Below are 16,525 nucleotides of genomic sequence, written 5' to 3' on the forward strand. Positions count from 1 at the left end.
TCCGCCTCCCGCGCGCGGGAGGCGGACTACAGGGCCGCCTGCAGGCGCTCGGACACCCTCCGGTGGACGGCGAGCTGCTCGTCGAGACCGGGGTGCACCGGCACGCCGTCCTCCACCACGAACCGCCCGCCGACGACGGTGTGCCGCGCGGCGACCGGCCCGCAGCGCAGCCACGCCTCCACCGGGTCGCTCAGCGCCCCCGCGAACGCCGGCCCGGTGAGCGGCCAGACGGCGAGGTCGCCGCACGCGCCCACCGACAGCTCGCCGATCTCCCCGGTGCGCCCGAGGCAGCCCGCGCCGCCGCGGGTGGCGATCTCCAGCGCGTCCCGGGCGCTGAAGGAGCCGGCGCCGTGCCGCAGCTTGCCCTGCAGCATCGCCGTGCGGGCCTCCAGCCACAGCGACGCCGCGTCCGCCGACGCCGACCCGTCCACGCCCAGCCCCACCGGCGCCCCGGCCGCCCGCAGCTCGGCCACCGGGGACAGCCCGCTGCCCAGGACCATGTTCGACGACGGGCAGTGCGCCGCCCCGACCCGCGCGGCGCCGAGCCGGGTCACCTCCTCGGCCGAGGGCCACACCACGTGGGCCAGCCACACCCGGTCGGTCATCCAGCCGACGTCGGCCAGGTAGTCGACCGGGCGGCGGCCGAAGCGCGCCAGGCAGAACGCGTCCTCGTCCTGTGTCTCGGCGAGGTGGGTGTGCAGCCGGACGTCGAGCCGCTCGGCCAGCTCCGCCGTGCGGGTCATCAGCTCGGTCGACACGCTGAACGGCGAGCACGGCGCCAGCGCGATGCGGGTGAGCGCGTGCGGGGAGCGGTCGTGGTGGGCGTCGACGAGCCGCTGCGACTCGGCGAGGATCTCGTCGTCGTCCTGGACGACGGAGTCCGGCGGCAGCCCGCCGTCCTTCACCGACAGCGACATCGACCCCCGGGTGACGTGCGACCGCATCCCCAGGTCCCGCGCCGCGCGCACCTCGGCGCCGATCAGGTCCCCGCCGCCGCGCGGGTGCACGTAGAGGTGGTCGGTCGAGGTGGTGCAGCCGGCCAGCGCGAGCTCGGTCAGCCCGACGTAGGCCGACACGTACGCCGCCTCCTCGTCCAGCCGCGCCCACAGCGGGTAGAGGGTCACCAGCCACTCGAACAGGCCGCCGGTCAGCGCGGGCGCGAAGGACCGGGTGAGGTTCTGGTACAGGTGGTGGTGGGTGTTGACCAGCCCGGGCGTCACCAGGCAGCCGCGGGCGTCGACCGTGCGGGCCGCCGCCGGCCGCGGGTCCCCGGGCCCGCCGACGCCGCTCACCACCCCGGCGGTCACGGCCACCCAGCCGCCGGCGATCTCCCGCCGCCCGTCGTCGACGGTGGCGAGCAGGTCGGCATCGCGGACGAGGAGGTCGGCGGTCGTCTTCACCCGCGGCATCCTGCCGATCCCGTGTGAACACGGCGAGTCGCCACGTGCCGTCGCGCAACCCGGCCGGAACGAACCGGGGCTACCGTGGCCGTCCCCCGGGACACCGACGAGGAGTGGCGATGGAGTTCCTGCAGCCCACGACGTGGGCGGAGGCGCTGGAGGCGAAGGCCGCCCACCGCGACGCCGTGCCCATCGCCGGGGGCACCGACGTCATGGTCGCGATCAACTTCGGCCGGCTCCGCCCGGCGCTGCTGCTCGACCTCACCCGGGTCGCCGAGCTGCAGGCGTGGGAGCCCGACGACGGCGCGGTGCGGCTGGGCGCCGGCGTCCCCTACGCCCGGGTCATCACCGAGCTCGGCGACCGGCTGCCCGGTCTGGCGATGGCCGCCCGCACCATCGGCTCGCCGCAGATCCGCAACCGCGGCACCGTCGGCGGCAACCTGGCCACCGCCTCCCCGGCCGGCGACGCGCACCCCGCCCTGCTGGCCGCCGGCGCCGAGGTCGAGGTGGCGAGCGTCCGCGGCACCCGCCGGATCCCGGTCGCGGAGTTCTACACCGGCGTGAAGCGCTCCGCGCTGGCCGACGACGAGCTGATCGCCGCCGTCCGGATCACCCCGCCCACCGGCCCGCAGCAGTACAGCAAGATCGGCACCCGCAACGCGATGGTCATCGCCGTCGCCGCGTTCGGGCTGGCGCTGCACCCCGACCGCCGCGCCGTCGGCACCGGCATCGGGTCGGCCGCGCCCACGCCGCGCCGCGCCCCCGCCGCCGAGGAGTTCCTCGCCGGGGAGCTCGACGGCCTGTGGGAGTCCCGCGCCGGGCTCCCCGCCGCCACCGCCGCCCGCTTCGGTGAGCTGGTGGCCTCCGCGGCGGCGCCCATCGACGACGTCCGCGGCACCGCCCGCTACCGCGTCCACGCGCTCTCGGTCATGGCCCGGCGCACGCTGACCTGGGCCTGGGCCGACTACCGGAAGGGAGACCCGACGTGCGCCTGAGCTGCACCGTCAACGGCACGCCGCAGCAGGTGGACGACGTCTGGGAGGGCGAGAGCCTGCTGTACGTCCTGCGCGAGCGGATGGGCCTGCCCGGCTCGAAGAACGCCTGCGAGCAGGGCGAGTGCGGCTCGTGCACGGTCTACCTCGACGGGCTGCCGGTGTGCGCCTGCCTGGTCGCCGCCGGGCAGGCGCAGGGCCGTGAGGTCGGCACCGTCGAGGGGCTGGCGGGCGGGGACGGGCTGCACCCGGTCCAGGAGGCGTTCCTCGAGGCCGGCGCCGTGCAGTGCGGCTTCTGCACGCCCGGGCTGCTGGTGGCCACCGACGACCTGGTCCGCCGCGCGCGGGACGAGGGCCGCACGCCCGCCGACGCCGAGATCCGCGAGGCGCTGGCCGGGAACCTCTGCCGCTGCACCGGCTACGAGAAGATCCTGGACGCCGTCCGGCTCGCGGCCGACCGCATGGCAGGTGACGCGCGATGAGCACCCCCACCCGCGCCCCGAGCGGCGCCCCCTCGCACCTGACCGGCCCCGGCAGCGGCGGGGGCGGGGTCGGCACCGACGCGCAGCGCCCCGACGGCGTCCTCAAGGTCCGCGGCGAGTTCGCCTACGCCAGCGACCTGTGGACCGACGACATGCTGTGGGGCGTCACTCTGCGCAGCCCGCACCCCTACGCGCGCATCCGCGCGATCGACGTCGGCCCGGCGCTGGCCGTCCCCGGCGTGCACGCCGTCCTCACCTCCGACGACGTGCCCGGCGAGAAGGTCTACGGCCTCGAGCTCGCCGACCAGCCGGTGCTCGCCCTCGACGTCGTCCGCTACCAGGGCGAGCCGGTGGCGCTGGTCGCCGCCGACCACCCCGACACCGCCCGCCGGGCCGCGGCGCGGATCGTCGTCGACTACGACGTCTGGGAGCCGGTCACCGACGCGCGGCGGGCGCTGGGCCACCCCACCTGGAACCAGGTGCACGACGCGCCGGCCGAGGTCACCGAGCTCAGCCGGGAGAGCGCGCACCTGCACCCGCACGGCAACCTGGTGCGCCACCTCAAGGTCCGCAAGGGCGACCCCGCGCCCACCGCCGACGTCGTGGTGGTCGGCGAGTACGAGGTCGGCATGCAGGACCAGGCCTTCCTCGGCCCGGAGTCGGGGCTGGCGGTGCCCGGGGAGGACGGCGGCGTCGACCTGTACGTGGCCACCCAGTGGCTGCACGTGGACCAGCGGCAGATCTGCTCGGCGCTGGGCATGCCGCCCGAGAAGGTGCGGCTCACGCTCGCCGGGGTGGGCGGCGCGTTCGGCGGGCGCGAGGACCTGTCCATGCACGTGCACGCCTGCCTGCTCGCGCTGCACACCGGCCGGCCGGTGAAGATGTCCTACAACCGCGAGGAGTCCTTCTTCGGGCACGTGCACCGCCACCCGGCGACCATGCGCTACGAGCACGGCGCCACCCGCGACGGCGACCTGGTCTACGTGCGGGCGGAGATCTACTTCGACGGCGGCGCCTACGCCTCCAGCACGCCGGCGGTCGTGGGCAACGGCGGCACGATGGGCATCGGCCCCTACGTCGTCCCGAACGTGCACGTCGACTGCTACGGCGCCTACACCAACAACCCGCCGTGCGGCGCCATGCGCGGGTTCGGGTCGGTGCAGACCGCGTTCGCCTACGAGGCGCAGATGGACGCCCTCGCCGCCGAGCTCGGCATGGACCCGGTCGAGCTGCGCTGCCGCAACGCGATGGAGCAGGGCTCGGAGACGCCCACCGGCCAGGTCGTCGACAGCCCCGCGCCGGTCGCCGAGCTGCTGCGCCGGCTGGAGGCGATGCCGCTGCCGCCGGCCCCCGCCACCGGCGACGACGTCGACCTGCGGCACATGCCCGGCGGCGTCTCCAACACCACCCACGGCGAGGGCGTGCGCCGCGGCGTCGGGTACGCCGTCGCCTACAAGAACGTGGCCTTCTCCGAGGGCTTCGACGACTACTCCACCGCGCGGGTGCGGCTGGAGGTGGTCGGCGGCGAGGCGGTCGCGACCGTGCACACCGCGGCGGCCGAGGTCGGCCAGGGCCTGGTCACCGTCGAGCAGCAGATCGCCCGCACCGAGCTGGGCGTGGACGCCGTCGTCCTGCACCCCAAGGACACCGGCGTCGGGTCGGCGGGCTCGAGCTCGGCGTCCCGGCAGACCTACGTCACCGGCGGCGCGGTGAAGGCCGCCTGCGAGGCGGTCCGCGGCCGGGTGCTGGAGCTCGCGCGGTCCGCCGTCGGCCGGCCGGTGGCCGACCTGCGGCTGGACGGCGGGAAGGTCGTGTCCGACCTCGAGGGCGTGGCGCTCCCGCTGGCCGACGTGCTCGGCGACGCGGCGGTCGAGGAGACCGTCGAGTGGCGGCACCGGCCCACCGAGGCGATCGACCCGGAGACCGGCCAGGGCTTCGCGCACGTGCAGTACGCCTTCTCCGCGCACCGGGCCGTGGTCGACGTCGACACCGAGCTCGGGCTGGTCAAGGTCGTGGAGATGGCCTGCACGCAGGACGTCGGCAAGGCGATCAACCCGCAGGCCGTCGTCGGGCAGATCCAGGGCGGCACCGCGCAGGGGCTGGGCCTGGCGGTGATGGAGGAGATCCTGGTCCGCGACGGCCGGGTGCAGAACCCGTCGTTCACCGACTACCTCATCCCGACCGTGCTGGACATGCCGCCGATGCGCATCGAGGTGCTGGAGTACGCCGACCCGCACGCGCCCTACGGCCTGCGCGGCGTCGGCGAGGCGCCCAACATCTCCTCCGGGCCCGCGGTGCTCGCCGCGATCCGCCAGGCGACCGGCCTGCCCCTGACCCGTGTGCCCGTCCGCCCGGAGCACGTCACCGGGACGTGACCCCGCGGGGCCAGCTCTGCCGCCCTACGCAGTGACCCCCGCCAGGCGGTCCATCGCGGCGAGCACGCGGTCCTGCAGGGCCGGGTCCTCCAGCGCGCGGGGCGTCCGCGCCGGGCGGCGGCCGGCGGTGTAGCCGCCGGGCCAGTCGCCGGCCGCGGCGTGCGCCACCCGCGCGCCGCCGTCCTCGACGTCCCCGGGCGCGCCCGGGGAGGCGAGCTTGGTGCGCACCCAGCCCGGGTCGACCGCGCCGACCCGCAGGTGCGGCAGGCGGCGGGCCCAGCCGAGGGCCAGGACGACGTCGAGCGCCTTGGAGTCGGCGTAGGCGCGCCCCGGCTCGCGCGCGCTGCCGAGGCCGCCGGGGTCGACGCGGCCGGAGCCGACCATGCCGCTGCCGAGGAAGACCAGCCGCCCGCGCACCCGCTCCCGCACCAGGGCGGTGAGCAGGTGCGGGGCGAGCGCGTTGACGGCGAACGCGAGCTCGTGGCCCTGCACGCTGACCGGCGCCCCGTCCGGCGGCCAGACGCCGGCGTTGTGCACGAGCACGTCCACCTCCCCGAGCTGCCCGGCCAGCGCGCGGACCCGGTCGAGGTCGGCCAGGTCGCCGGTGACCAGCCGGACGTCGCCGAGCCGGCCGAGCTCCTCGGCGACCGGCGCGCCCCGGGCCTCGCTGCGGGCGTGCAGGACGACGGTGTGCCCGTCGCCCAGCAGCCGCCGCGCGGCCGACCGGCCGATGCCGTCGGTGGACCCGGTGATCGCGATCGTCGCCACGGACCGCCCCTACCCGCCGGTTGCGGCAGAGATGGCCATTTCCGCCGCTCAGCCTGGGGTGGTCTCCTGCCAGCGGCGGGACAGGGCGGCACGGCCGGCGTCGGTCGGGCGGCCCCACAGCCGCAGGCGGGCCATGCCGCCGTCGGGGAGGACGTCCATCCGCACCGCGGTCACCGCGCCGTCGCCGGGGAGCACGAACCGGTGCCGGGTGTCGGGCTGCAGGGGCGTGCGGGGCAGCAGCTCGACCTCGGCGCCGTCCGCCGTCCGGCCGGTCAGGGACGCCGCACCCGGCGCGTTGCCGAGGAACCACGAGGTGTCGAGCTCGGCGAGGGTCACCGTGCCCTCGCAGGCCAGCGCCACCTCGACCCAGTCGTTGCCGTCGTCGCGGCGGCGGGCGTTCTCCCAGCCCTCGCCCATCGAGCGCGCCTCACCGCGGCCGATGAGCTGGTGCGGGCTGCCGTAGAAGGCGTTGCTCACCCCGGTGATCCGCCCGCCGTTCTCCAGCCCCGCGAGGTCGCACGGGCCGGCGTCGAGCAGCCGCGGGTCGGGCACGACTTCGCCGTGCACCCGCAGCCGCGCCACGCCGCCGTCGGGGTGGATGGACAGCCGCACGTGCGTCACCCGCGGCCCCGGGTCGACGGCGAAGCGGTTCGCCGTGCCCCCGGCCAGGTCCGCCAGGGGCAGCAGCGGGAACCAGTCGGCGCCGGCCAGCGCGGATGGCGACGGGTACCCCTCGACGGACGCGCCCTCCAGCGCGGCCCGCGGCGGGTAGTTGCCGAGGAAGAACGCGGTGTCGACGACGACGGCGTGCACCACGCCCGGCATGCCGAGCCGCACGACCGCCCAGTCGTGCCCGGGCTCCCGGCGCCGCCGGGTCTCCCAGCCGTCGTACTCCTTGCCGCGGGCGCCGAAGTCGTCGCGCGCCCGCGCCGGCCCGGGCAGGACGAGGTTCTCCTTGCCGGCGAAGAACTCGTCGTTGGCGGCCACCACGGCGCCGCCCTGCGTGCGGACGGCCAGGTCGGGCAGGTCGAACGGGTCGCTCATCGCTCTCCTCGTCGGCGGCGGTCGCGGGTCACTCTGGCACGGCCGGGGTAGAGGGCCGGGGTCCGCGAGAGATCCGAGGAGGACCCGTGTCCGAACCCACCGACGACCTGCGCGAGCGCGCCCGCGAGCACGTCGAGCAGATGCCCGCCGAGACCGCGCTGGGCAACGCCGACCCCGCCGGCGGCTCCACCGACGACCCGCAGATCATGGACGACGCCGCCCGCGAGGAGGGAGAACAACAGTAGAAGGACCCGCCTGCCCCCCACCGCTCGCAGGCTCGCGGCGGGACCCTGCAGGCGGGCCGTTCCAGCCCGTCACTGGTCCCCTCGGCCGAGCAGCCGGCCGAGGGGGCTGCCGTCGGCCTCCCGCCCGCGCAGCCAGGTCCGCCGGACGACGCCGGTGAGCTCCCGCCCCGCGTACGGCGTCACGGGGTTGCGGTGCTCGAGCCGGCCCACGGTGAACCGCTCGTCCGGCGTGAAGGCCACCAGGTCGGCGTCCCTGCCGACGGCGATCGCGCCCTTGCCCGGCAGCCCGGCCAGCCGCGCCGGCGCCGCCGACATCCAGCCCACCACCTCGGCCAGCGGCACCCCGCGGGCCCGCGCGCCGGTCCACACCGCCGGCAGCGCCACCTGCAGCCCCGCGATGCCGCCCCACGCCAGCCCGAAGTCGCCGACGTCGAGCCGCTTGAGCTCGGGCGTGCACGGTGAGTGATCGCTGACCACCAGGTCGACGTCCCCCGCCCGCAGCGCGCCCCACAGCGCCTCCCGGTGCGCCGCCTCGCGGATCGGCGGGCAGCACTTGTACGCGGTGTCGCCGTCGGGCACGTCCTCGGCGGCGAAGGTCAGGTAGTGCGGGCAGGTCTCCACGGTGATCCGCACGCCGGACGCCCGGGCGGCGCGCAGCAGCGGCAGCGCGTCGCCGTCGGCCAGGTGGACGACGTGGCTGCGCGCGCCGGTGTCCCGGGTGGCCGCGACCAGCCGGCCGATCGCCGTCTCCTCCGCCGCGGGCGGGCGGGAGGCGAGATAGGCCGCGTAGCTGACGCCGGCGGGCTCCGGCGCGGCGTCGATCACCGTCGCGTCCTCGGCGTGGGCGATCAGCAGCCCGTCGAACGACGCCAGCGCGGCCAGCGCGGCGCGCAGCCCGGCGTCGTCCAGCGGCGGGAACTCCGGCACCCCGGAGTCGAGCAGGAAGCACTTGAACCCGACGACGCCGGCCTCGTGCATCGGCCGCAGCTCGCCGGCGTTGCCGGGCACCGCGCCGCCCCAGAACGCCACGTCGACGGCGACCTGCCCGGCGGCGACCTCGCGCTTGACCCGCAGCGCCTCGAGTGTGGTGGTGGCCGGCACCGAGTTCAGCGGCATGTCCACGATCGTGGTGACGCCGCCGGCGGCCGCGGCCCGGGTGGCGCTGGCGAAGCCCTCCCACTCGGTGCGGCCCGGGTCGTTGACGTGCACGTGGCTGTCGACCAGTCCGGGCAGCAGCACCTCGTCGTCGGCGAGGGTGACCGCACCGGCCGGGGCGTCGTCGAAGCCGGTCACCGCGGTGACCACGCCGCCCTCGGTGTGCACGGCGGCGGCGCGCTCGCCGTCGGGCAGCACCACCCGCCGCGCCCGGACGACGAGGGTCACGCCACCGCCTCCACCGCGCGCACCACGGAGTGCAGCTCGGTTCCCCACGCGGTGGCCACCCACCCGTTCTCCAGCGGCAGGCGGACGGCGTCCTCGGCGGTCAGCACCTCGGCAGCCTGCCCGACGTGCACGGTGGACGCCCAGGCGCGCGGCGCGACCGGCGGCAGCCAGGCCGGCGCGCCGGGCCCGAGCCCGACGGTCGTGTGCAGCAGCGGCCGCCCGTCGACGACCACCCGGGTGGTGCCGGTCCAGCGGCCGGGCTCCTCGCCGGTGCGGCCGAGCAGCACCTGCTCGGTGGCGGTGAGGACGGCGCCGGGCGCGAGCGCGGCGGTGAGCGACGCCCGGTGGTGCGCGCGGGCGGCGACCACCGTGGGCTCCGGTCGCAGGTCGAGCTCCCCGGCGACCTCGGCGACGACGCGCTGCTCCGACGGGCGGTCGCCGTCCCGGGCCGGTAGCGCCACCGCGGCGGCCACCGAGCGCACCGCCAGCGCGGCGCCCTCCTCGACCACCAGCCGGACCTCGGCGTCGTCGCCGCCCAGCGGGCCGAACGCCGTCGCCACGAGGTGCACGGCGGACGGACCGGTCCGGCGCACTGCCAGCTGCCCGCAGCTGCGGACCACCGGCAGCACGGTGCGCCCGCCGGGCCCCCGCCGCGCGACGACCTCGACCCGCGTCCTCACGCCTGCTGCAGTTGCCGCGCCCGCACCTGCGCGCGCACCCACTCGGCCACCTCGGTGGCGGCCGGGTCCTCGCGCAGCGAGATGAGCAGCGTCGGCTTGTCCCCGCGCACCACCGCGGAGTCCCGCCGCATGACGTCGAGGTCGGCGCCCACCAGCGGCGCGAGGTCGGTCTTGTTCACCACCAGCAGGTCGCTCGCGGTGACCCCGGGCCCGCCCTTGCGCGGCACCTTGTCCCCACCGGCGACGTCGACCACGAACACCTGCACGTCGACCAGCCCGTAGCTGAAGCTCGCCGTCAGGTTGTCCCCGCCGGACTCCACGAGCACCAGCTCCAGTCCCGGGTGGCGGGCCTCGAGCAGCTCGACGGCGTCGAGGTTGGCGGTGATGTCGTCGCGGATGGCGGTGTGCGGGCAGCAGCCGGTCTGCACCGCCTCGATCCGGTCGTCGGGGAGGACGGCGTTGCGGCGCAGGAAGTCGGCGTCCTCGGTCGTGTAGATGTCGTTGGTGACGACGGCGAGGTCGTACTCCGCGCCGAGCGTGCGGCACAGCGCGGCGGCCAGCGCGGTCTTCCCGGAGCCGACCGGGCCGCCGAGCCCGACGCGCAGCGGCCCGCCGTGCCGGTGCCCGTGCTCGTAGGGGTCCACGTAGTCGTCCAGGTTGTGGTCAGGAGGCAAAGAAGCGGTCCTTCCGTGCGGCGTGCACCTCGGCCAGCAGGTCGAGGAGCGGGTCGGTGTCGGCGGGCAGGTGGCAGGAATGGCCATTCCTGCCGCTCTCCGCGGTGGTGGTGGCGACGGCGTCGATCTCCGGCGCGAGCCGCGCGGTGACGGCGGCGACGGTGAGCGGGTCCATGGCGAGCAGCCGCTGGGCCGCCGTCGCCGGGCCGCTGACCGACAGGTAGGCGGCGGCCGCGGCGGCGTCCCGGGCGGTGAGCCCGCCGGCAGCCGCGGCGACCCCGAGCGCGACCGGGTGGTGCGGCGCGGCGGGCAGCGCGTCCCACAGCGGTGAGGGCCAGGCGCGACGGCCCACCCGCACCAGCCCGCGCCCCTGCTGCCGGGACGCGGCCCGCAGCGCCGGCGACGGCGTCCGCGCGTCGGCCTCCGCGTCCAGCGCCGCGAGGTCTCCCCCACGGCACGCCGCTGCGGCGAGCCCGGCCGCCACCGCACCGGAGGTCGCGAGCCGGCGGAGCAGGAAGGCCGCCAGCGACGCCGGATCGCGCACCAGCCCGGCCGCGACCGCCTGCTCCACCCCGCCGGAGTGCGTGTGCCCGCCGGCCGGCAGCCGCGAGTCGGCCAGCGTGAGCAGAGCCGCCGTCATCAGAAGAGGAAGTACCGCTGCGCCATCGGCAGCTCACGCACCGGCTCGGGCTCCCACACCTCGCCGTCGACCGTGACCGTGAAGGTGTCCGGGTCGACCCGGATCTCCGGCAGCGCGGTGTTCTCCGGCATGTCCGCCTTCGTCAGCCGGGTGGTGTCGGTGACCGCGGCCAGCCGCCGGTCGACGGCGAGCCGGTCACCGAGGCCCGCCTCGAGCGCGGCGGGTGCGACGAAGTGCAGCGACGTCTGCGCGGGGACGCGGCCGTAGGCACCGAACATGGGCCGCGGGAGCTGCGGCTGCGGGGTCGGGATGGAGGCGTTGGCGTCGCCCATCTGCGCCCAGGCGATGACCCCGCCCTTGAGCACCGCGTGCGGGCGGACGCCGAAGAAGCGCGGGTCCCACAGCACCAGGTCGGCGAGCTTGCCGGGCTCCACCGAGCCCACCTCGCCGTCGATCCCGTGCGCCACCGCGGGGCAGATCGTGTACTTGGCGACGTACCGGCGGGCCCGCAGGTTGTCCGCGGCGCCGTCGCCGGCCAGCGACCCGCGCTTGCGCTTCATCACGTGCGCCGTCTGCCAGGTGCGCAGGACCACCTCGCCCACCCGGCCCATCGCCTGCGCGTCCGAGCCGATCATCGAGATGGCGCCGAGGTCGTGCAGCAGGTCCTCGGCGGCGATCGTCGTCGGCCGGATCCGGCTCTCGGCGAAGGCGAGGTCCTCCGGCACGGAGGAGTCCAGGTGGTGGCAGACCATGAGCATGTCGAGGTGCTCGTCGAGGGTGTTCACCGTGTGCGGCCGGGTCGGGTTGGTGCTCGACGGCAGCACGTTCGGGTGCCCGGCCACGGTGATGATGTCCGGCGCGTGACCGCCCCCGGCACCCTCGGTGTGGTACGCGTGGATGCTCCGCCCGGCGATCGCGGCGAGGGTGTCCTCGACGAACCCCGCCTCGTTGAGCGTGTCCGAGTGCAGCGCCACCGGGACGCCGTGCCGGCCGGCGACGGTCAGGCAGGCGTCGATCGCGGCGGGCGTCGAGCCCCAGTCCTCGTGCAGCTTGAAGCCGCTCGCCCCGCCGCGGAGCTGCTCCTCCATCGACTCCTGCGAGACGGTGTTGCCCTTGCCCAGCAGCGCGACGTTGACCGGCCACGGGTCCATCGCCTCGAGCATGCGGGCGAGGTACCAGTCGCCCGGGGTGATCGTGGTGGCCTTCGAGCCCTCCGCCGGGCCGGTGCCGCCACCGATGAGCGTCGTGACGCCCGAGCCCAGCGCCGTCGGCACGACCTGCGGGCAGATGAAGTGGACGTGGCAGTCGATGCCGCCGGCGGTGAGGATCCGCCCGTTGCCGGCCATCACCTCGGTGCCGGGCCCGATCACCAGGTCCGGGTGGACGCCGTCCATCGTGTCCGGGTTGCCGGCCTTGCCCAGCGCGACGATCCGCCCGTCGCGGACGCCGACGTCGGCCTTCACGACCCCCCAGTGGTCCAGCACGACGGCGCCGGTGATGACCAGGTCGGGCGCGCCCTGCGCGCGGGTGGCGCGGCCCTGGCCCATCGACTCGCGGATCACCTTGCCGCCGCCGAACACCGCCTCCTCGCCGGCCCGGCCGGGGCCGCCGCAGCGGTCCTCCTCGACCTCGATCAGCAGGTCGGTGTCGGCCAGCCGGATCCGGTCGCCGGTGGTCGGGCCGTACAGCTGGGCGTAGCGCTCGCGGGACAGCAGCACCATCAGCCGAGCCCTCCCTCTCCGGTCAGGCCGGGGACGACGCGGGCGCCGGCCAGCGGCACCAGCGTCACCGTGCGGGTGACGCCGGGCTCGAAGCGGACGGCGGTGCCGGCGGCGACGTCGAGCCGGTGGCCGTGCGCGGCGGCCCGGTCGAACCGCAGCGCCCGGTTGGTCTGCGCGAAGTGGACGTGCGAGCCCACCTGCACCGGCCGGTCGCCGGTGTTGGTCACCTCGAGCTCGAACCGCGGGGCTCCGGGCAGCGTCTCGATCGTCCCCTCCGCGGGGATCACCTCGCCGGGGATCACGGGATCGGCTGGTGGACCGTGACCAGCTTGGTCCCGTCCGGGAAGGTCGCCTCCACCTGCACCTCCTCCAGCAGCTCGGGGACGCCGTCCATGACGTCGTCGCGGGTGAGGATGGTGCGGCCCGTCTGCATGAGCTCGGCGACCAGGACGCCGTCGCGGGCGCCCTCCAGCACGTGGTCGGTGACGATCGCCGTCGCCTCCGGGAGGTTCAGCCGCAGCCCCCGCGCCCGCCGTCGGCGGGCCAGCTCGGCGGCGTAGGAGAGCAGCAGACGCTCCTGCTCGTGCGGGGAGAGGTGCACGCGGGGTCCTCCAGGTCGGCGGAGCCCGGACGCTAGTGACCCGATGTGTCGCGGCGGTTACCTGAGCGGGCGGAAGAACTCCCGGACGTCGGCGACCAGCTCCGCCGGGCGCTCCATCGCCGCGAAGTGCCCGCCGCTGTCGTGCTCGCGCCACGTCCGCAGGTCGGTCAGCTGCCGCTCGGCCCACGCGCGGGGCGGCACGAAGATCTCGCCGGGGAACATGGACACGCCGCTGGGGACGTCGACCCGCGGCGTCCGCTCCCCTGGCGCCCGGGCCATCTCCCAGTACATCCGTGCCGACGACGTCGCCGTGCCGGTGAACCAGTACACCGAGACGTCGTCGAGGAGCCGGTCGACGCCGAGCGCCCCGACCGGGTCGCCGCCGGTGTCGGTCCAGGCGTGGAACTTCTCGAGGATCCACGCGCACTGCCCGGCCGGGGAGTCGGTGAGGCCGTAGCCGAGCGTCTGGGGCCGGGTGCGGTGCTGGTGGCTGTAGGCCGAGCCGTCGTCGCGGAAGGCCCGCATGCGGTCCAGCGCCCGCCGCTCGCGCTCGTCGAGCTCCGTCCGTCCCTCCGGCGGGAGGGTGACCACCATGTTCAGGTGCACGCCGACCACCCGGTCGGGGTGCCGCGCGCCCAGGTTGGCCGACACGAACGACCCGATGTCCCCGCCCTGGGCGCCGAAGCGCTCGTACCCCAGCCGGCGCATCAGCTCCGCCCAGGCGTCGGCGGTCCGCGCCGGCCCCCAGCCGGGCGCGGTCGGCTTCCCGCTCCACCCGTAGCCCGGCAGCGACGGGACGACGACGGTGAAGGCGTCGCGCGGGTCCTCGGGGTCGGTGAGCGGCCCGATCACGTCGAGGAACTCGACGACCGAGCCGGGCCAGCCGTGGGTGAGCACCAGCGGCAGGGCGTCCGGGTGCGGCGAGCGGACGTGCAGCGCGTGCACCGGCAGCCCGTCGACCTCGGTGACCACCTGTGGGAACGCGTTGATCCGCGCCTGCCGGGCCGGCCAGTCGTACTCCTCGGCCCAGTACCGGCAGACCTCCTGCAGCACGTCCACCGGGACGCCCTGGGTCCACCCGTCCACCGTCGGCGGGTCCGGCCAGCGGGTGGTCCGCAGCCGGCGGCGCAGGTCCTCCACCGCGTCCGGCGGCACGTCGACGGTGAAGGGCCTGACGACGTCGTCCACGGGCGCGACCGTAGTTGCGGTTGACGCCACGGACGAGCCGGTTCTCCGGTCCATCACATGAGTGACGAACCCAGGGATCTCGGGAACCCTGAGGGCGGCCGGCGTCCCCGGTGAACGAGGACTCCGGCACGGTCTTCCGGCAGGTCGCCGCGCAGATCGAGAACGCGATCGTCGACGGCTCCCTCGCCGAGGAGAGCCAGGCGCCCTCGTCCAACGAGCTCAGCGCCTTCCACCGCATCAACGCCGCCACCGCGGCCAAGGGCCTCAACCAGCTGGTGGCCGACGGGGTCCTCCACGAGAGACGAGGAGTCGGGGTGTTCGTCGCCACGGGCGCCCGCGAGCAGCTGCTCGAGCGCCGCCGCAGCGAGTTCGCCGACCAGTACGTCCGCCCCCTGATGACCGAGGCCCACGAGCTCGGCATCTCCACCCGCGAGCTGGCCACCATGATCGACCGCTGGGAGGACGAGCGATGCGCGACGCCGCGCCCCGCTCATCGACGTGACGATGCGGTACCGGGAGCACACCGCGCTCGACGGCGTCACCACCGGCTTCGCCACCGACGGCATCACCGGCCTGCTCGGCCGCAACGGCGCCGGCAAGACCACGCTCATGCAGCTGCTCACCGGCCACCGGGTGCACCCGCGGCAGCGTGCGGGTTCTGGGCGCCGACCCGTACGTGGACGACGCCGTCCTGCAGCAGGTCTGCTTCGTGAGGAGAGCCAGCGCGCTACCCGGACACCTTCCGGGTGCGCGACGCCCTGAGCACGGCCGCCACCCTCTTCCCGAACTGGGACGAGGACCTGGCGCGCTCCCTGGTCGCCGACTTCGGCCTGCCGCCCCGTCGCCCGGTCAAGAAGCTCTCCCGCGGCATGGTCTCCGCCGTCGGCATTACCATCGGCCTGGCCTCGCGGGCGCCGCTCACCCTGTTCGACGAGCCCTACCCGGGCCTGGACGCCGTCGCCCGGCAGCTGTTCTACGACCGGCTGATCGCCGACTACGCGGAGAACCCGCGCACGATCGTCCTGTCGACGCACCTCATCGACGAGATCAGCGGTCTGCTCGAGCACGTCCTGCTCGTCGACGCCGGCCGGGTCCTCCTCGACGACGACGCCGACGACCTGAGGGCCGCCGCCCTCACCGTGACCGGCCGCGCCGACGCCGTCGCCGCCCTGGGCCGGCAGCACGAGGTGCTGACCACCGAGACGCTCGGCGGCTCCAGCCGCGCGGTCGTCCGGCTGCGCGGGCCGGTGGACACCGACGATCTCGCCGCGGCCGGCGTCACCGCCGAGCGCACGCCCCTGCAGCAGCTCGTCGCGGCCCTCAACGCCCCACAACGCCGCGTCCCGCCCGCAGGCCCCGGCGGTGCCCGCCGACGACCCGTCCTCCGACGACGACCTCTCCTTGGAAGGGGTCACCCGATGGACCGCACCTTCGCCGCGGCCCGCCTGCACCTGGTGAACCCCCTGCAGATCATCGGCATCCCGTGGGGCATCGCCCTGCTGAGCTTCGCCATCAACCTGCCGATCTGGGCCCTCACGGGAGCCGGCGACCGGCCCGGCGGAGGGATCACCGGCGGCGTCCTGTCCCTCTACATCGCGGTGCTGGTCGTGTTCGTCCCGTCGGTGACCCAGCTGCTGCCCTTCTCGATGGGGATGAGCCTCAGCCGGCGCACGTTCCACCGGGGGACCGCCGTCGTCGCGGTCGGCTCCGCCCTCGTGTACGGCGTCGTCCTCGCCACCCTGGTGGCCGTCGAGGACGCGACCGGCGGCTGGGGCGTCCGGCTGAACTCCTGGGCGCCCGGCAAGCTCGACGTCGACAACTGGGCGCTGCAGGTCGTCGTCTCCGGCGCTCCGATGCTGGCCGCCGCCTTCCTCGGCGTCGCCTTCGGCGTCGTGATGAAGCGGTGGGGCCAACTGGGCCGGTGGAGCCTGCTGGTCGGCGGCCTCCTGCGCTTCGGCGGCCTCGCCATCCTCGTCTCGTGGCAGCGCGCCCGGGGCGACCTCGGCACCTGGCTGACCGAGCAGTCGATGGTGACGCTGGCGGTCCTCGTGCCGGCGGCGCTCGGAGTGATCGCCGCGGCGCTGTCCTTCGCGGGACTCCGCCGCATCGTCCCCCGAGGTCGGCAGGCTCCAAGAAAACGCACACGGCCCCGGTTCCGTCAGGACGGAACCGGGGCCGTGGTGCATTGCCGCCGACTTCTGTCGGGGAATGCAGCAGGGCCCCGCACCGGATGGTGAGGGGCCCTGCTGAATGGTTGTCCGGCGGCGTCCTACTCTCCCACCCCGTCTCCGGAGCAGTACCATCGGCGCTGAGAGGCTTAGCTTCCGGGTTC

At 75.7% G+C, this 16,525-nt stretch carries 17 protein-coding genes, 1 rRNA gene and 1 pseudogene; 7 read left to right on the plus strand and 12 right to left on the minus strand.

From position 1 onward, the window contains the following. Positions 1–26: 26 nt before the first annotated feature. Positions 27–1,400, minus strand: a complete 1,374-nt coding sequence (locus ACI8AA_RS23680; protein ID WP_457046821.1) for an 8-oxoguanine deaminase — start codon at positions 1,398–1,400, stop codon at positions 27–29. Positions 1,401–1,519: 119 nt separating this feature from the next. Here ACI8AA_RS23680 and ACI8AA_RS23685 point away from each other — a divergent pair, with 119 nt between their 5' ends. From ACI8AA_RS23685 to pucD, 3 genes are read left to right on the plus strand one after another with little or no spacing between them, the layout of a single operon-like run. Then, complete coding sequence (locus ACI8AA_RS23685; protein ID WP_457046822.1) at positions 1,520–2,395, plus strand: FAD binding domain-containing protein; 876 nt, start codon at positions 1,520–1,522, stop codon at positions 2,393–2,395. Next, on the plus strand, positions 2,386–2,874 hold the full coding sequence (locus tag ACI8AA_RS23690) for a (2Fe-2S)-binding protein (protein WP_457046823.1): 489 nt from the start codon (positions 2,386–2,388) through the stop codon (positions 2,872–2,874). The genes ACI8AA_RS23685 and ACI8AA_RS23690 overlap by 10 nt, the downstream gene beginning before the upstream one ends. Continuing rightward, on the plus strand, positions 2,871–5,249 hold the full coding sequence (gene pucD, locus ACI8AA_RS23695) for a xanthine dehydrogenase subunit D (RefSeq protein WP_457046824.1): 2,379 nt from the start codon (positions 2,871–2,873) through the stop codon (positions 5,247–5,249). Before ACI8AA_RS23690 ends, pucD begins: the two co-directional genes overlap by 4 nt. A 24-nt stretch (positions 5,250–5,273) precedes the next feature. Here pucD and ACI8AA_RS23700 read toward each other — a convergent pair whose 3' ends face one another. Together ACI8AA_RS23700 and alc are read right to left on the minus strand one after the other, a co-directional pair. Continuing rightward, complete coding sequence (locus ACI8AA_RS23700; RefSeq protein ID WP_457046825.1) at positions 5,274–6,017, minus strand: SDR family NAD(P)-dependent oxidoreductase; 744 nt, start codon at positions 6,015–6,017, stop codon at positions 5,274–5,276. Positions 6,018–6,065: 48 nt separating this feature from the next. Next, a complete protein-coding gene (gene alc / locus ACI8AA_RS23705; RefSeq protein WP_457046826.1) occupies positions 6,066–7,061 on the minus strand; it encodes an allantoicase in 996 nt (331 codons plus the stop codon). A gap of 86 nt (positions 7,062–7,147) precedes the next feature. On the opposite strand from alc, the gene ACI8AA_RS23710 reads away from it, so the two are divergent. Beyond that, positions 7,148–7,306, plus strand: a complete 159-nt coding sequence (locus ACI8AA_RS23710; protein WP_457046827.1) for a hypothetical protein — start codon at positions 7,148–7,150, stop codon at positions 7,304–7,306. 69 nt (positions 7,307–7,375) lie between these two features. On the opposite strand, the gene allB is transcribed toward ACI8AA_RS23710, so the two are convergent. Genes allB through ACI8AA_RS23750 form a run of 8 tightly spaced genes read right to left on the minus strand, consistent with a single transcriptional unit; the run spans position 7,376 to position 14,193 of the window. Then, the gene (allB, locus tag ACI8AA_RS23715) at positions 7,376–8,689 is read right to left on the minus strand and encodes an allantoinase AllB (RefSeq protein ID WP_457046828.1); all 1,314 of its coding nucleotides are present in this window, start codon (positions 8,687–8,689) and stop codon (positions 7,376–7,378) included. Then, complete coding sequence (locus ACI8AA_RS23720) at positions 8,686–9,369, minus strand: urease accessory protein UreD (protein ID WP_457046829.1); 684 nt, start codon at positions 9,367–9,369, stop codon at positions 8,686–8,688. Before ACI8AA_RS23720 ends, allB begins: the two co-directional genes overlap by 4 nt. Further along, entirely contained in the window at positions 9,366–10,043 is a 678-nt protein-coding gene (ureG, locus tag ACI8AA_RS23725) for an urease accessory protein UreG (protein WP_457046830.1), read from the minus strand. Before ureG ends, ACI8AA_RS23720 begins: the two co-directional genes overlap by 4 nt. After that, the gene (locus ACI8AA_RS23730; protein WP_457046831.1) at positions 10,033–10,683 is read right to left on the minus strand and encodes an urease accessory protein UreF; all 651 of its coding nucleotides are present in this window, start codon (positions 10,681–10,683) and stop codon (positions 10,033–10,035) included. Before ACI8AA_RS23730 ends, ureG begins: the two co-directional genes overlap by 11 nt. Beyond that, positions 10,683–12,404, minus strand: coding sequence for an urease subunit alpha (locus tag ACI8AA_RS23735; protein WP_457046832.1), 1,722 nt, complete (start codon positions 12,402–12,404; stop codon positions 10,683–10,685). Before ACI8AA_RS23735 ends, ACI8AA_RS23730 begins: the two co-directional genes overlap by 1 nt. Then, complete coding sequence (locus tag ACI8AA_RS23740; RefSeq protein ID WP_457046833.1) at positions 12,404–12,706, minus strand: urease subunit beta; 303 nt, start codon at positions 12,704–12,706, stop codon at positions 12,404–12,406. The genes ACI8AA_RS23735 and ACI8AA_RS23740 overlap by 1 nt, the downstream gene beginning before the upstream one ends. Further along, entirely contained in the window at positions 12,703–13,005 is a 303-nt protein-coding gene (locus ACI8AA_RS23745) for an urease subunit gamma (RefSeq protein ID WP_457046834.1), read from the minus strand. The genes ACI8AA_RS23740 and ACI8AA_RS23745 overlap by 4 nt, the downstream gene beginning before the upstream one ends. A 57-nt stretch (positions 13,006–13,062) precedes the next feature. Beyond that, positions 13,063–14,193, minus strand: coding sequence for an epoxide hydrolase family protein (locus ACI8AA_RS23750; RefSeq protein WP_457046835.1), 1,131 nt, complete (start codon positions 14,191–14,193; stop codon positions 13,063–13,065). A gap of 110 nt (positions 14,194–14,303) precedes the next feature. Here ACI8AA_RS23750 and ACI8AA_RS23755 point away from each other — a divergent pair. The 3 genes and pseudogenes from ACI8AA_RS23755 to ACI8AA_RS23765 form a co-directional block, all read left to right on the plus strand. Beyond that, positions 14,304–14,504 (plus strand): annotated as a pseudogene (locus ACI8AA_RS23755) (GntR family transcriptional regulator); the annotation flags it as partial. Between the two features lie 193 nt (positions 14,505–14,697). Then, the gene (locus ACI8AA_RS23760) at positions 14,698–14,955 is read left to right on the plus strand and encodes an ATP-binding cassette domain-containing protein (RefSeq protein ID WP_457046836.1); all 258 of its coding nucleotides are present in this window, start codon (positions 14,698–14,700) and stop codon (positions 14,953–14,955) included. Next, entirely contained in the window at positions 14,940–16,430 is a 1,491-nt protein-coding gene (locus ACI8AA_RS23765) for a hypothetical protein (RefSeq protein ID WP_457046837.1), read from the plus strand. The genes ACI8AA_RS23760 and ACI8AA_RS23765 overlap by 16 nt, the downstream gene beginning before the upstream one ends. A gap of 19 nt (positions 16,431–16,449) precedes the next feature. Here ACI8AA_RS23765 and rrf read toward each other — a convergent pair. Next, positions 16,450–16,525: ribosomal RNA gene (gene rrf, locus ACI8AA_RS23770) — 5S ribosomal RNA — on the minus strand; the annotation flags it as partial.

It is taken from the genome of Geodermatophilus sp. SYSU D01180 (assembly GCF_054050415.1).